Origin of the sequence: Paenibacillus oleatilyticus, assembly GCF_018998565.1 — a bacterium.
Classification (GTDB): Bacteria; Bacillota; Bacilli; order Paenibacillales; family NBRC-103111; genus Paenibacillus_G; species Paenibacillus_G oleatilyticus.
The window spans coordinates 87484-102165 of record NZ_JAHNZO010000007.1 but is presented as its reverse complement, the minus strand read 5'-3'; the positions used below and the strand labels follow the sequence as shown (position 1 = coordinate 102165).

The 14682-nt window shown below is 58.5% G+C and carries 12 protein-coding genes; 3 read left to right on the top strand and 9 right to left on the bottom strand.

What is annotated here, in order from left to right:
* The first annotated feature begins 47 nt into the window (after positions 1-47).
* A complete protein-coding gene (locus KQX66_RS11410; protein ID WP_216792582.1) occupies positions 48-980 on the top strand; it encodes a DMT family transporter in 933 nt (310 codons plus the stop codon).
* A 558-nt stretch (positions 981-1538) separates the two neighbouring features.
* Here the strand turns inward: KQX66_RS11410 and KQX66_RS11405 are convergent.
* From KQX66_RS11405 to KQX66_RS11385, 5 genes are read right to left on the bottom strand one after another with little or no spacing between them, the layout of a single operon-like run.
* Positions 1539-2504 (bottom strand): ABC transporter ATP-binding protein, encoded by a 966-nt coding sequence (locus KQX66_RS11405; RefSeq protein ID WP_216792581.1) that lies wholly within the window; start codon positions 2502-2504, stop codon positions 1539-1541.
* Positions 2501-3466 (bottom strand): ABC transporter ATP-binding protein, encoded by a 966-nt coding sequence (locus KQX66_RS11400; protein ID WP_216792580.1) that lies wholly within the window; start codon positions 3464-3466, stop codon positions 2501-2503. Before KQX66_RS11400 ends, KQX66_RS11405 begins: the two co-directional genes overlap by 4 nt.
* A 6-nt stretch (positions 3467-3472) precedes the next feature.
* Entirely contained in the window at positions 3473-4414 is a 942-nt protein-coding gene (opp4C, locus tag KQX66_RS11395; protein ID WP_253957078.1) for an oligopeptide ABC transporter permease, read from the bottom strand.
* Positions 4415-4426: 12 nt separating this feature from the next.
* A complete protein-coding gene (locus KQX66_RS11390; RefSeq protein ID WP_216792579.1) occupies positions 4427-5383 on the bottom strand; it encodes an ABC transporter permease in 957 nt (318 codons plus the stop codon).
* Between the two features lie 57 nt (positions 5384-5440).
* Positions 5441-7204: an ABC transporter substrate-binding protein gene (locus KQX66_RS11385; RefSeq protein ID WP_216792578.1), complete on the bottom strand. Its 1764-nt coding sequence runs from the start codon at positions 7202-7204 to the stop codon at positions 5441-5443.
* Between the two features lie 379 nt (positions 7205-7583).
* Here KQX66_RS11385 and KQX66_RS11380 point away from each other — a divergent pair, with 379 nt between their 5' ends.
* Positions 7584-8180, top strand: coding sequence for an HD domain-containing protein (locus KQX66_RS11380; protein ID WP_216792577.1), 597 nt, complete (start codon positions 7584-7586; stop codon positions 8178-8180).
* Between the two features lie 73 nt (positions 8181-8253).
* On the opposite strand, the gene KQX66_RS11375 is transcribed toward KQX66_RS11380, so the two are convergent.
* The gene (locus KQX66_RS11375) at positions 8254-9168 is read right to left on the bottom strand and encodes an ArsR/SmtB family transcription factor (protein ID WP_216792576.1); all 915 of its coding nucleotides are present in this window, start codon (positions 9166-9168) and stop codon (positions 8254-8256) included.
* Between the two features lie 145 nt (positions 9169-9313).
* Between KQX66_RS11375 and KQX66_RS11370 the strand changes: the two genes are divergently transcribed.
* Positions 9314-9763, top strand: a complete 450-nt coding sequence (locus tag KQX66_RS11370; protein WP_216792575.1) for a DUF441 domain-containing protein — start codon at positions 9314-9316, stop codon at positions 9761-9763.
* A gap of 614 nt (positions 9764-10377) precedes the next feature.
* Here the strand turns inward: KQX66_RS11370 and KQX66_RS11365 are convergent.
* From KQX66_RS11365 to KQX66_RS11355, 3 genes are read right to left on the bottom strand one after another with little or no spacing between them, the layout of a single operon-like run.
* On the bottom strand, positions 10378-10635 hold the full coding sequence (locus KQX66_RS11365) for an HPr family phosphocarrier protein (protein ID WP_163859678.1): 258 nt from the start codon (positions 10633-10635) through the stop codon (positions 10378-10380).
* 13 nt (positions 10636-10648) lie between these two features.
* Positions 10649-12529: a PTS sugar transporter subunit IIA gene (locus KQX66_RS11360; protein ID WP_216792574.1), complete on the bottom strand. Its 1881-nt coding sequence runs from the start codon at positions 12527-12529 to the stop codon at positions 10649-10651.
* Positions 12526-14652: a BglG family transcription antiterminator gene (locus KQX66_RS11355; protein ID WP_216792573.1), complete on the bottom strand. Its 2127-nt coding sequence runs from the start codon at positions 14650-14652 to the stop codon at positions 12526-12528. Before KQX66_RS11355 ends, KQX66_RS11360 begins: the two co-directional genes overlap by 4 nt.
* Between the last annotated feature and the right edge of the window lie 30 nt (positions 14653-14682).

Here is a 14682-nt window from a genome sequence, read left to right as displayed (position 1 = left end):
ATCCATAATACAATGAGTACCAAATTATGGAGGAGTATCGAGAAGTCATGAAATCTGCAGTTCCTTATTTGCAAGTCGCAGCGGCGATGCTGATCGTCGGAAGCTTCGTCATCGTCAATAAAATCATTATCCGCACGTTTCCCGTGTTTTTGGCCTCCGAGCTTCGGCTGTTGACCGGCGCCATCATTATGACGCTGCTTCTGCTCGCCCGCGAAGGACGTTTTCCGGCCCTGACGAAGAGAGATTGGGTCGTTTTATTTTTCCAATCGTTTATCGGCGTGTTTCTGTTCAGCTTCTTTATGCTGTACGGCCTAACCTACACGACGGCGCTGGAGAGCGGCATCATTACAAGCATGACCCCGGTGATGGTCGGGCTGATCTCGCTGTTGTTTTTCAGGGAACGGCTCCGGTGGAATCAAACCGCAGGCATCGTGTGCGCCGTACTCGGAGCGCTCGCCATCAATATTTTCGGCGGCATGTTCAACGCGTCCTGGAGCTTGCATACGCTGTGGGGAAACCTGCTCGTGCTGCTGGCCGTTGCCGGGGAAGGCGTGTTCTTGACGTTCGGCAAGCTTGTCTCCAAGCAGGTCAGCCCGATCGCCATCGCGACGATGACGAGCTTGCTCGGCTCGGCGTTTTTTTTGCCGTTTGCGGCATACAATGCGGCAAGCTTCGATTTTGCCGCGGTGAGCACGACGGACTGGCTGCTTGTGCTGTACACGGGCGTCGTCATTACGGTCATCGCCACGATTTTGCTGAACCAGGGGATGGCGAAAATTTCGGCGGGCTCGTCGGCGGCTTTTACCGCATTGATGCCCCTCAGCACCATCGTCATGTCGGCGTTGTTTTTGCATGAGTCGTTTTACTGGTACCATTTTCTGGGGATCGCCTTCGTCTTTGCGGGCATTGCGTTTGCGACCTTGCCCTCCTCCCGGACGAAGCGCAGAGCCCCCGTGGCGACGCAGACCAAAAGCTCGTGAAGGCGGGCTTCTGGTGACCGGGTACTTTGCCGCTGGGAGCCTTCCCGCGAAATCCGTGAGGGGAAAGCTTGTAAAAGAGGACGGACGGCCCCCTCTCGGGCGATGCACAGCAAGGGCAGTCCGGAGGAAGGGCCCTTGCGGGGCCGGGCATACGTGACCTGGGCGGACGAGCCCTTGTGGCGGCGGGCATACGCAACCTGGGCGGACGAGCCCTTGTGGCGGCGCCTGGCTGGTGAGGCCGTATTCGGAATCACCTCAACCCTTTTCGGCAAACGAAAAGAACCGCCTCCCCCGGGAGACGATCCTGAACAATATCCGAAATAGTCGTATCGTAGACAATTTGAGCAGCATAGAGGAACAGAGATGCGCTAAGCCTCTTGAGGTCCGGCCTAGTGGAAAAATAGAGCACCTCAGATTCCCTATGCGTGTCGAAAAAAATAATAAAGCCCAAATCCTGCCCCCTTAGCGCATCGGGGTTCCTCTATTACGCAGTGCGGAGGCTTACCTGCCGCAATAACGCATCCGCAGTGCTCTATCCCCCCCGCTCCCCTCTCTCACTCACACAAGATGGCAGGCCACGTAATGGCCGCCGCCGACATCGCGGTAATCCGGCACCTGCTCGCGGCAGACCGGCTGCGCCAGCGGGCAGCGCGTGTGGAACTTGCAGCCCGAAGGCGGGTTCGCCGGACTTGGAATGTCGCCCTTCAGCACGATCCGCTCGCGCCGTACGGTCGGGTCGGGCACCGGCACCGCCGACAGCAGCGCCTGCGTGTAAGGATGCAGCGGGCGGGCGAACAGCTCATCCCGCGGCGCCTGCTCCACCATCGTGCCGAGATACAGCACGCCGATCTGCGTGCACAGATGCTCGACGACGCTGAGGTCGTGCGAGATGAACAGATACGTCACCCCGCTGCGCTCCTGCAGGTCGCTGAACAGGTTAACGATCTGCGCCTGGATCGACACGTCCAGCGCGGACACCGGTTCGTCGGCTACGACGAAGTCCGGGTTCAGGATGATCGCCCGGGCAATCCCGATCCGCTGCCGCTGGCCGCCGGAAAATTCGTGCGGGTACCGGTCGTAGTGATCGGGAAGCAGGCCGCAGACGGCCAGCACTTCCCGCACGCGCTCCCTCGCCTCCGCCTTCGACGCCAGCCCGTGGTCGATCAGCGCTTCGCCGATCGCCTCGCCGACGCGCATCCGCGGATTCAGCGAGCTGAACGGGTCTTGGAACACGAGCTGCATCGAGGGCCGCAGCTTGCGCAGCTCGTCGCGGGACAGGCCGTACAAGTCCGTCCCTTTGAAATAGACGTCGCCCGCCGTCTTCTCCGTCAGCCGGAGCACGGTACGGCCGATCGTGCTCTTGCCGCTGCCGGACTCGCCGACGAGCCCGAACGTCTCACCGCGCCGGATCGCGAAGCTGACCCCGTCCACCGCCTTCACGTCCCCGACGCGGCCGCCGAAGACGCCGCCTTTGATCGGGTAGTAGGTTTTGAGCTCTTGAACTTTCAGCAGAGCGTCCGTCATCGCGATTCCCCCTCATAAAGCCAGCAGGCGACCCGGTGCTCCGCGCCTTGCGCCCGCATCGGCGGCTGCTTCGTGCGGCAGATGTCCATGCAGTGCTCGCACCGGTCGCTGAAATAGCACGAATCCCCTAAGCCGATCAAGTTCGGCACCTGACCGGGGATGGAGTACAGCCGGTCCTTCCGCTCGCCGATGACGGGCTTCGACTTCAGCAAGCCTTGCGTATACGGATGCTTCGCATGGCGGAACAGCTCGACTACCGGCGCTTCCTCAATCACTTTGCCTGCGTACATGACGACGACGTAATCCGCCGTCTCGGCAACGACGCCCAGATCGTGCGTGATCAGCAGAATGGCTGTATTGTACTGCTCCTTGACTTGACGCAGCAGATCGAGAATTTGCGCCTGGATCGTCACGTCGAGCGCCGTCGTCGGCTCGTCGGCGATGAGCAACTTCGGACTGCATGCGAGCGCCGAAGCGATCATGACCCGCTGCAGCATGCCGCCGCTCAGCTCGTGGGGATAGGCGGCGAACACACGCGGTGCGTCGGGTATGCCCACTTTTCCGATCAGCGATAGGACTTCCGCCTTCGCTTCCTTGCGGCTGAGCAGCCGGTGCTCCATCAGCTGCTCGCCGATCGTCAGCACCGGATTGAGGGACGACATCGGCTCCTGAAACACCATCGCGATCTCGCTGCCGCGAAGTCTCCGCATCTCCTCGGGCTTCAGCGAGAGCAGGTCGCGGCCGTCCATCTCGACGGTCCCGCTTTCGATCTTCCCGTTATCGGCGACCAGCCGCATGAGCGACAGCGCCGTAACGCTTTTGCCGCTGCCGGATTCGCCGACGATGCCGACCGTCTCCCCTTCCCGAATGCGGAAGCTGACATCGTTGACCGCCTTGACGACGCCGGACTCCGTATGAAAATACGTATGTACGTGTTTGAATTCGACGAGTGTTTTGTTCAATGCCGCTTACCTTCCTTTCATTCGGGGATCGAGCGCGTCCCGAAGCGCATCGCCAAGCAGGTTGATGGCGATGACGGTGGTCAAAATCGCCACGCCCGGCGGAATCCATACCCACGGCCGCTTCTGGAAATCGATGAGCGAGTTCGCCGCATCGAGCATATTCCCCCAGGACGGCGTCGGCGGAACGACGCCCAGTCCGAGGAAGCTGAGCGTCGATTCGCTGATAATCGCGCCCGCAACATGCAGCGTAGCGACCACGATCAGGGTCGGCACGGTGTTCGGCAGCAGGTGCCGGAACATTTTGCGCCGGTCCCGCAGCCCCAGCGCTTCCGCCGCCTGCATATACGCCTGCTCCCGCAGCACCAGCAGCTCGCTGCGGACGAGCCGCGCTAAGCCCGGCCAGCCGAGGAAGCTCAGCATCAGCATGACGATATAAATCCGGTAATCCGACGGCACCTTCCACTCCGACATGACCGCGCCCATAATAATGAGCAGCGGGAGGCTCGGAATGGTCAGCAGCACATCGGCAAAACGCATAATGACTTGATCGACGATCCCGCGGTAAAAGCCGGCGAGCGCGCCGAGCACCGAGCCGACCGCCACCGACAACACGACCGAGGCCACGCCTACGGTCAGCGAGATGCGACCGGCCTGCATCAGCCGGGTCAGCACGTCCCGGCCCAGACCGTCCGTCCCGAGCCAATGCAGCGCGCTGGGCGGCTTGTTGAGCCGGGCAACGTCGACCTTGCCGTTCGCGTAAGGCGACAAATAAGGACCAAGGAAGCAAAACAAAATCATAAACACCAAAAACGCCAGGCCGAACAAAGCCAGCTTGTTTTTGCGCAGCCGGCGCGCCGCTTGCCTCCACGGCGAATCCGCCGCGGTCTTCCGGGCGGGTGCCGCAGCGCCAGGCAATCCGGGACCGGCCGTTCTTTTTGCATCGATCATCATGACGTCCCCCTACTTTAACCGAATCCGGGGATCGGCCACCCCGTAGAGCAGATCCGCGAGCAAATTGCCGATTACCGTCAGCAGCGCGAGAAACATGGTGAAGCCCATCAGCACGGGATAATCCCGCACGCTGAGCGCCCCGAAATAAATGTAGCCGGCGCCCGGCCAATGAAAGATTTTCTCGGTAATGATCGCGCCCGCAAACAGCCCCGGCAGTTCGAAGCCGAGCAGCGTTATCGCCGGAAGCAGCGCATTGCGCAGCGCGTGCTTGAACAGCACGACCCGTTCCTTCAAGCCTTTGGCCCGGGCGGTCCGGATGAAATCGCGGCGGATCACCTCCAGCATGTTCGTACGGAAATACCGCGTAAGCGACCCGACGCTCAGCAGCGTCAGCACCGTCACGGGCAAGATCATATGATGCGCCACTTCCCAGACGCGCGCCCAACCTACGGTCTGGCTGCCCGTATTCGTGATGCCCCCGACCGGAAACCAGGCGAGATCCACCGCGAACACTTTGATCATCAGGAGCCCGAGGAAAAAGGACGGGAACGACATCGCCGCAAACACTCCCAGCGTCACGAGCCCGTCGAACCAGGAATACTGCTTCACGGCCGAGAACACGCCGACGACCAGCGCGATCGTCCACGTCAAAATCATCGACACCAGCGCAATCATGAATGAGTTCCAAATGAACTTGCCCAGAAGATCCGACACCGGCTCCTGATACTGCATCGAGTAGCCGAGGTTGCCCGTTAGCAAGTTACCGAGCCAAATAAAATAGCGTTCCAGCACGGGCTTATCCAACCCGTAAAGGGTCCGAAGCTCCTGCGCCCGCTCGGGCGTCAGCTTCGGATTCGTATCCACAAAATCCCCCGGCGTCATCGCGAAGACGACAAAAATAAGCAGCGACGCCCCCACCAGCATCGGGATCATCAAAAGCAGCCTGCGAACGATATACGATTTCATGATCGTCCCCCCAAGAAAGTGAGCCCAGCCTTGACCGGCTGGGCGTAAAAATCACGGTTACGGCTCGATTTGGACCGTCGGCAGGCTGGCGTTCACGCTGTTGAAGCCGTTCAACTCCAGTCCTTTGATGCGGCTGTTCGAAGCGCCGAGAATTTTGCGGTAGTTCAGCAGAATATACGGCGGGTCGTCGCTGAGCTCTTTGTACAGCTCCTTGTAGGCCTGCTTCCGCTTCTCGATATCGAGCGTGCCGACCGCTTTGGCCACCAGCTCGTCGACCTTTGGATTACTGTAACCGTTCGTGTCCGTGAAGCTGCCTTTATATTTCGAGTTGAACGATTGCACGCCGTCGTCCGGGTCGATCAGAATCGCGGTCGAGAACGAAACCAGATCGTGCTCGCCTTTTTTCGATTTGGCCAGCAGGGCGTTATAATCCATCAATTCGGTCTGGAAATCGATGCCGACCGCTTTGTAGTTTTCTTTGGCAATCGGGATCAAAATATCGGTTACTTTTCCTTTGGAGCCGAAGAAGCGGACCGTCAGACGCTGTCCGTCTTTCTCGCGGATGCCGTCCTTGCCCGGCTTCCAGCCGGCTTCGTCCAGCAGCTTCTTTGCTTTCTCCTGATCGAACGGATACGGATTGACGCCTTCTTCCGTATAGGCCCAGGAGATCGGGGACACCGGCACATTCGCCACCTGACCGTAACCTTGGTAAATGGTGTCGACGATTTTTTGACGGTCCAGCCCGTAGATGAACGCCTGTCTTACCCGCTTGTCTTTGAAGAACGGCTTGGAGTGGTTGAACTTGATGTACGAGTAAGAACTGGCCGTATAGACGTCGATATTGGCAAAGCCAAGTGTCTGGAGCAGCTCCATGTTATCCTGGTTGCCCGTAAAGCCGGAGTAATCCGTCTCGCCGGTCTGGAAAAACTGGGTGGCGTCGCCTTCCGTCGTTTTATAGATGAAGTGCTCGACGGCCGGTTTTCCTTTATAAAAATTCGGGTTGGCCACGAACCGGACTTCCTGTCCCGGAATGAACTTCTCCAGCTTGTACGGGCCCGATTCGAGCGGCTTGCTGTGCAGTTGCTTGATCGAGTCGAGCTTGCCGGGCTTGTAGTCTTTGCCGTAGTAAGCTTTGGACAGCACTTGTCCGCCGAGCAGATACAAGGCTTGCGCGTTGACCTTGTCCGTCGTAATCTTGATCGTCTGCGGATCGACGACCTGGATGCCTTCGACCGTCGCAGCTTTGCCCTCTTTGTAGTCCTTGCCCCCTTTGACGGCGGCTTGGGCAATGTCGGTTTGCCCGTCGTACGCAGGGTCGTGCAACAGTGTCAGCGTGAACGCAACATCGTCGGCCGTCAGCGGCGAGCCATCGCTGAATTTAAGCCCCGCGCGCAGCTTGAACGTATACGTCAGCTGGTCGTCCGACAGCTCCCACTTCTCGGCCATCCCGGGAATCGGCTTGCCGTTCTTGTCGATGTCCACGAGCTGGGCGAACAGGACGGAGTTGACGTTGCCGTCATAGCCGTTCTGATAAAAGTACGGGTTGAAAATGCCGCCCGGCTCGGTGAGCGAGACGACGAACGTATCGGTACGCTTTTTCGCAGCCTCTGGAATTTTCGATTTGTCGGAGGCCGGTATCAAGCCATCCTTAATGCCGGTTATCCCGTTCTGGCCCGCGCCAGGCGTTCCTACGGCTTCCGTGCCTTTAGCATCGCCGCCTCCGGTTGGCGCCGCCGCATCTTGGCCGCTGCAAGCGGACAGAAGCAGCGAGCAGGCGACAATCGCCGACACGGATAGCGTCCAAGCTTTTCTTCTCTTCATAAATGATCCCCTCCGGCATGATCGGGAAGAAGGAAATAGTCCCTGCTCCCCTTTAATTTTATAATTCCGATATGTATAATATGTTTTGCTATGGATAAGCATCATTATAGATATTTTACTTTGTTCTGTAAATAGAGAACAACAAAAATTTTCTTTACGTGAAGAATTTATGACGAAGAGCGATTAAAAAGAAGAGGAGCAGCGAAGGAAAAGCCAATAAGACTAAGCAGACGCCTTACATCACCTTTCGCTTGACCCTTGTTGGAATTTTGTAACATTTGCGGCTAGTGTTTTCGGATCGAACGGTTTACATTAAAAAGAGACCAATTGGTTTCTTTTTTTGTTAATATCGATGTTCTTAGTAAAAGGAGGAGAAAGGATGTATAATCTGGCGATTCCCGACAGTAAAGCGGCTCAAGAAGCAACTCGATTGGTATATGATATTTCACCGGAATTTCTTTATAATCATTGCATGAGGACCTATGCATTTGGCGGAGCTTTAGGGGAGCGTTACGGCTTCAAGTACGACCGGGAGCTATTTTATCTTGCTTCCATCCTGCATGATGTCGGGCTGACCGATCACGTGTGCCGCAAACATTCATTTGAGCACGAGGGCGCCGATCACGCGGAGCGTTTCCTTCATGCCCACGGTTTTGCTCAAGATAAAATCGAGTTGGTGCGGGAAGCTATTATTTGGCACACCTCGGAAATCGCCGCAGCAAAGCAGCCGGAAATCGCCTTGGTTCATTTCGGAGCGGGGATGGATGTTCTGGGTTTGCGCCAAGAGGATATTCCGGAGGAAGCGTTCCTTTACATTGTGGAAACTTACCCTAGACTTGGCTTCAAGCAAGCGATGATTCAACTGATTCAATACGATGCCGGGTTGAAAGAATCCCTGCTCCCGGATAATTTGAGCTCGTCGCTGCTTCGCATGGGGTTTGCGGACTGGGTAACAAACGCCCCGTTTCGGGAGTAGGCCAACGCCAAAGAACCTTCCGATGGATCATCGCAAGGTTCGGGCCAAAGGCACCAGGGGCTGCAGCCTGCCGTCAATCGGCGAGCAGATAGCCCAGGAGAGATTCTTGCAGCCCGCCGATCGCTTCCTTCCGCAGACTGTAAGCTACAGCCGATTCGCCGGACATGTGAACGCGCAGCAAACCGGCGGAACGAAGATTGAAAATATGGTCGTGCGTAATTCCTTTGGAAATGCCGATATAGCGCACAATTTCGGTAAAGCTGCGCGGTCCGGCGTTCAAATAGCGCAGGATGCGCAGGCGGCTTTTTTCGCTGAGGCTGCGAAGCTGGCGGTACAGGCGGCGGGACGGCTCGTCGGCCGGGTCGTCGTAGGAGCCGTCGACGGCATACTGGCAAACGGTCAAGCCGCCGAACGTATAAATAATGTTGGCCGGTTGAAAATGATACTGCGGCGATAATACCAGCTTATCGCACTCGGTCCCCGGTTCGAAGTACAACCCGTTCGTGATCTGTTCGGCCAGCGCGTCCGGCGGCAGCGCTCCTATTTGCGCGCGTCTGCGTGCGGCGTCCTCGCTCAGCCATTCCAGCAGCTTGGGGTCGGTGTCCGCGAAATACTGGCGGTTCCATTCGGACAGCAGGTGCAGCCACCGGTCCCGGATCGCTCCCAGCTCGCCGGGGAACGAGCTCATATACGGGGCCAGCAGCTCGTACATTTCGCCCGCCGTCATCCGTTCGAACCAGGCCAAGAAGCGCTCCGCGTTTTGCTTGTGCGGACACAGGTACAGAAATAAATACATCAGCTTCCACTCCGCCGAAATTTCGGTTTCGGCCAGCGCCGAGGCGAACGGCTTGCTGAGCTTCCGCTCCGTTTGCCCCGCCCATGTGGAGCCGAGGTCGGTTTTTTTATAGAACTTTTTGCAAAGATACGTATGGAGGCTGTTCAATAGCTCATTAGCCGGGCCGAACGCCACGTCCAGTTCGTACGACATTCCGGAACACTCCTTCAAGCCATTTTCGGGTATCGTTTTTCAGACTTTGGCGATCCGGAAAACGGTATTTCGATTTTTCAGCAATTTTGATTTTAACACTTCATCGGAACAAAGAAAATCCCTCGACAAAGGAGCGTGGCCGCCGATGTCTCCCTTCGATACGTCTTCCCTGGTGCTGCTGCTGTTTGCCGCCCTCGGGATTCTGAGCGGCAATTCGTCCATCACGATTGCCGTGCTCATGCTGCTTTTGTTGCGGGTAACGAACCTGCATCAAACGTTTCCCTGGCTGGAAAAGTACGGGCTGACCTGGGGAATCGTCATCCTGACCATCGGCATCCTGACACCGATCGCTTCCGGCAAGACAAGCCTGCAGGACCTGCTGCACTCGTTCCTGCACTGGAAGTCGCTGCTGGCCGTGGGCGTCGGCGTGCTGGTCGCTTATTTGGGCGGACGCGGCGCCGCGCTAATGGCGAGTCAGCCGACCGTCGTCACGGGGCTGCTGCTCGGGACGATTCTCGGCGTGACCTTTTTCCGGGGCGTCCCGGTCGGACCGCTGATCGCGGCGGGGATTTTGTCGCTGCTTATCGCGAGGTGACATGCCGTCGAAGCGCACGACGGGAAGGCGGATCGCTGACAGACTCGCCAAAGCGCTCGATAGCGACGCCGGTCAAGCGGTCCATGGCGAAGGACACTGTGCGATCCCCCTCCTGCGGATTGTCGCAATGCGAAAAAGGCCGGACGCATGCCCGGCCTTCTGCTGTGCTGCGGGTTGGAGCCAATGAACAAACCTGCTGCGAACTCCTCTCGGACTGCACCTTGGGAAAAGAACAGCCCAAATTTCCGCGAGGTTTCTGGATTTGACCCCTCCGCAATTTGAAATAAAGGAAACAGGATGCGCTAACCGAAGCGATTCTATCGTACGACGATTCTTAGAGGAACTCAGATGCTTTAATCGTGTCGAAAAATGTTCGTGCCCCTCGAAATCGGCTTGTTAGCACATCCCAGTTCCTCTAACTTTTGAAAAGCGGCAAACCGAGCCAAATAGCGCACCTGTACTTCCGCTAATTTTGCAGGGCGTCCTGCCAGCCTGCCGCAAGTCAGGCTCGATAAAGCAAGTTCAAGCGTAGAGCCCCTTAAGTCGGCCGCGGCACTTCATTCCGGGCGCGCGTGGCGACGTCGCATCGCGCGGCCGTCGCCTCCTCCGGCCTGTTAGTCGCAGCCCCGAAGCAGCTCACACAGCGCCCGGACCGCTTCCCGCTCATCCTCGCCCTCCGCGCTGACCCACAGACGGCTCCCTTTTGGCGCTCCTAGCTGAAGCAGGCTGATGATGCTTTTTCCCTGCGCCTGCCGTCCTTCGAACTCCACCGTAATGTCCGCGCGGAACCGTTGAGCGGCAAGAGCAAACAGCTTGGCGGGGCGGGTATGAAGGCCTGCCTGGCATCTCACGGTGACTCCTTCTGTAACCATGCCCCTTCCCCTTTCATTCGTTCGTTTCGCTTGCCGGCTCCTGCAAAAAGGCGGAGACCCGACGATGCATTTCCAGAGGACTTCCAGCGCGCACGAGAGCTTGGACGGTGTCCGGATTCTCGATCATAAAAGCGATCCGCGAAACCAGCCCCATCTGCTGCTCCCCGCCGACCACCGCAATGAGCAAATAAGCCTTGCTCCCTTCGTCAAACGTCACCCCGTCCGGGTACTGCGCGATTACGATCCCCGGCTTCAGGATGCCGGGATCGGCAGCCCCGACGCCGTGAGGCAGGGCGACGCCGTTGCCGATGAAGGTGGACAGCACCCGCTCCCGCTCGATCATCCGATCGATATAATCGTCGCGGACAAGCCCCAGCCGAACAAGCAGGCCGCCAACCTGCCGGATCGCCTCCCACTTGTCGTCGGCTTGCGCCCCGATCAGCACATGGTCCGGCGTGAACAGCGCCCCGCTTCCGTCGATTTCCTGCTCGTCCAAGCGGCCCTGCAACCCCTCGCTGCGAAGGCGGTCGATCAGATTGTCGTAAAACGCGGCGTCGACGAAGGAGACCATCGACAGATGCTCCGGACGGGGCGCGGCCTCTTGCGCTCTTGCCGTCAGCATCGCTTGCGAGATGACCAGATCCGCATCCGCGGGAATGCCGTCCACGGAGCAGTTGCTTACCTCGACGGGCAGGCCGGCTTGCTTTATTTTTTTGCGCAGCAGAGCAGCCCCCATCGCACTGGAGCCCATGCCGGCGTCGCAGGCAAAATAAATTTTGCGGATCGTCTTCCGCTGTGGCTCTTCTTTCAATGAAACCTCGTCCTCGGATGATTTCTCGGATAGCTGATGAACCGTTGCCAAAGCCGCCGGATCGTCGAAAGCCGGCCCGCCCTTCCACGAAAGGACCAGGTAGCAGCCCGCAAAGCTGACCGCGGCGGAAGCCAGCACCCCGCCCAGCACCGGGAGGTGCATCCCTTTCGGAGCCATCAGCATAAGCGCGATGAGACTTCCCGGAGAAGGGGTCGCGACCAATCCGGCGTGCAGCAGCACGAACACCCAGTTGCCAGCCAGTCCCGCCGCGATTAGCGGCACAATGACAAGCGGTCGCATGAGCGCATACGGAAAATACACCTCGTGAATGCCGCCGACAAATTGAATGAGCAGCGACGAGCGGGCGTTGTCCCGCGGTTTATTTTTCAGCAGCATATAATAGGCCAGCAGCAGGCCGGCCCCGGGACCGGGGTTCGTTTCCAGCAAAAAGAACACGGATTGGCCGAATTCCTTCGTCTGCTGGATGCCCAGCGGCTCAAAAATGCCGTGATTCATCACATTGTTCAAAAACATCACCTTGCCCGGCTCTACCGCGAGCGCGACCCAAGGCAAATAGTTGGATTCCAGCACAAGCTTGGCCGCGCCATGAATGCCCTGCATGCCGAGGACGAACCAATAGGCCACCTCCGCATAACAGAACAGGCACAGCGCGACGCCGATCAAACCCGCAGCTACATTATAGCACAGCAGCTCGAGCCCTACCGGAATGTGGTCCGTCAGCCACCGGTCCGTACGGGCGATGATCCATCCGGTCAGCGGTCCGACAAGCATGGCGGGCATCAGCATGCTGTAATCCGACGTGTTTCCGGCGATCATGCCGATCATGACGAAGGAGGCGATCACGCCGCCGCGGTGCGAGCCGATCATCCGCCCCCCGGTGTAGGCGAACAGGAGCGGCAGAAAATATTTTAAAACGGGACTGATAATGTCCTGCACCGCCGGGTTCGGGAACCATCCACGCTCCCCGAACAGAACGCGGATGAGGCCCAAGCCGATCAGACCGGCGATATTTTGAAACACCAGATAGCTTAAAAAGCGGCCGATGCGATTGATGCGATTCATTGCGTCCCCCGAAAGAAGACGCCGGTTCGATTCATATATCCTTGCCCGATCGCCGATTTCAGCTCCTTTTGCACCAAGTCGAAGGGAGCGCCGGCCACCGTCTCGCAAAAGTCTTCCTCAATCAGCATCGCGCTGATCTCACCGATCATCTCGATATGCTCTTTCGGCGCAGATCGCGGAGCGAGCAGCAGCAGCACGGTCCGGACGGCGGCGTCCTGCCCGGGCGCCTGCCAGGAGAGAGGCTGCGCGAACCGCAGCACGCAAGCCATCAGCACCGGGACGGCCGTGCTGCGGCAGTGCAGCATCGCCAGCTTGCTTTCTTCCACGACGATGCCTCCGAGCTCTTCCCGCTGGAGCAAGTCGCCTTCAAGCTGAGGCACAGGAATGCCGGGCACGACCGAACCGGCAAAAGCGGCAGCTGCCGCGATGGCTTCCCTCTTCGACGCCGCTTCGAGCCCGTCGGCAAAAAACAGATGGTTCGTCAATTGAACGACGCCTTCGCCATAACGATTCACGGTCATTACGGTATCCTCGATTTCTGTATAAGCTTCACGGGCCGCGGTCCCGATGAGCGGCAGCCCGTGCAAATGCGTTTCGATCAGCTCGATATCGTCCTGCTCCAAAAACGAATGGACCACTACGACACGATGCTTATCATGCTCGAACGGCACGGTCGAGACGATCAGATCGATCGGCGAATGCTTGCGGATGGCTGCCTCCAAATGCAGCAAAGACACCGTATCGACGATATGAACATGCGGAAAGCTTTTGCCGATCTGAGCGGCCAACAGCCGGGAGGTGCCCATGCCGCTGCTGCAGGCGAGAAGCACGCGGAAGCGCTGCGGCGAGGTCGTCTTCGTGCGGACAACAGCCGCTCCGAAATGCATCGCCAGATAGCCGATTTCCTCCTCCGGCACCTCGGCCTGCAGCTCCTCTTGCAGGTACCGGGACGCCTTCGCCGCGGCTTCAAAAATATCCGGGTACGTCTCGCGGATATGGGTGAGCAGCGGGTTGCGGATTTCCATGTGCAGGCGGATGCGATTAATCGCAGCCTCCAAATGGACCAGCAGCGCCTCGTACAGGGAGGGATCGTTTTCCAGCGTAAGCTTAAGCTCGTTCTCCACGATTCGAATCATCCGGGCGGCGTAAGCCTCCGCCCCCCTCTCCTGCGGCTCCCCGGCCGGCGCAAGTATGCGCTTTCCCTTCGCCCCGAGCAAATGCATCGTGATATAGCCGACTTCGCTTTCCGGGATGTCGATGTCCAGGCGGGCGCTCAGCTCTTCCGCCATCTGCTGCGCCCATTTGAACTCGCCCGCCGCCTTTAATTTGCCCAGCGCTTCGGCGTCGATCGAGATGTTTTCCCCGCTCTTGAGCCGTTGCACGGCCAGCGCAATATGCACGACAAAGCCGACGTAGGCGCTATCCGTCATCTCGTAACCCCGCCGCATTTCGCTGCTGCGGACGATTTCCTCGATCTGGCCGATGATGCCGGGATCGATAAAATGCAGCAGGTGATTGCGGATGGACAGCTCCAGCTTGCGCTGGTTCGTAAACGACAGCGAATACGACGACAGCATGTCCATCAGCTGCTCCTGCGACAAATGCTCGTACAGGTGATCGATCATTGCGGCGCGGATGCTTTTCTCGTCGGCTTCGATGTAGACGCCCAGACCCGGCTTCCGAACCAGCGCGATCCGATGCTTCGCAAACCACGGCTCCAGCTTGTCCAGATCGTTGCTGACCGTCGCTTCCGTCACGTCCAGCTTGCTGCTGAAGTAAAAAAGCTTGACCGCTTCCCGCTTTGTCAGCAGCAGCCGGATCAGCAGATGCCTGCGCTCCTCCGGGGAAAAAATTTTGAGCGAAGGGCTGACGGACAGCTGCTGGAGCAGCTGCTTCCTGGCCGCATCGCTTCCTTCGACGCTCAGGCCGACGCCCGTCTTTTTGATCAATGTGACGCCGAAAGGGACAAGCCTCCGGCTTATCCCTTCCAGTTCCCTTTGCATGGTACGTACGCTGAGCCCCAGCTCCCCCGCCATCTCCTTCAGCGTAACGGGAGCCGAAGCCTGCAGAAGCAGCGCCAACATTTGCTTCTGTCTGGAATTTAACGTTAAGCGCGGCTCCATGGCAGCGTACCTCCTCCGTTCCTTCGTTGT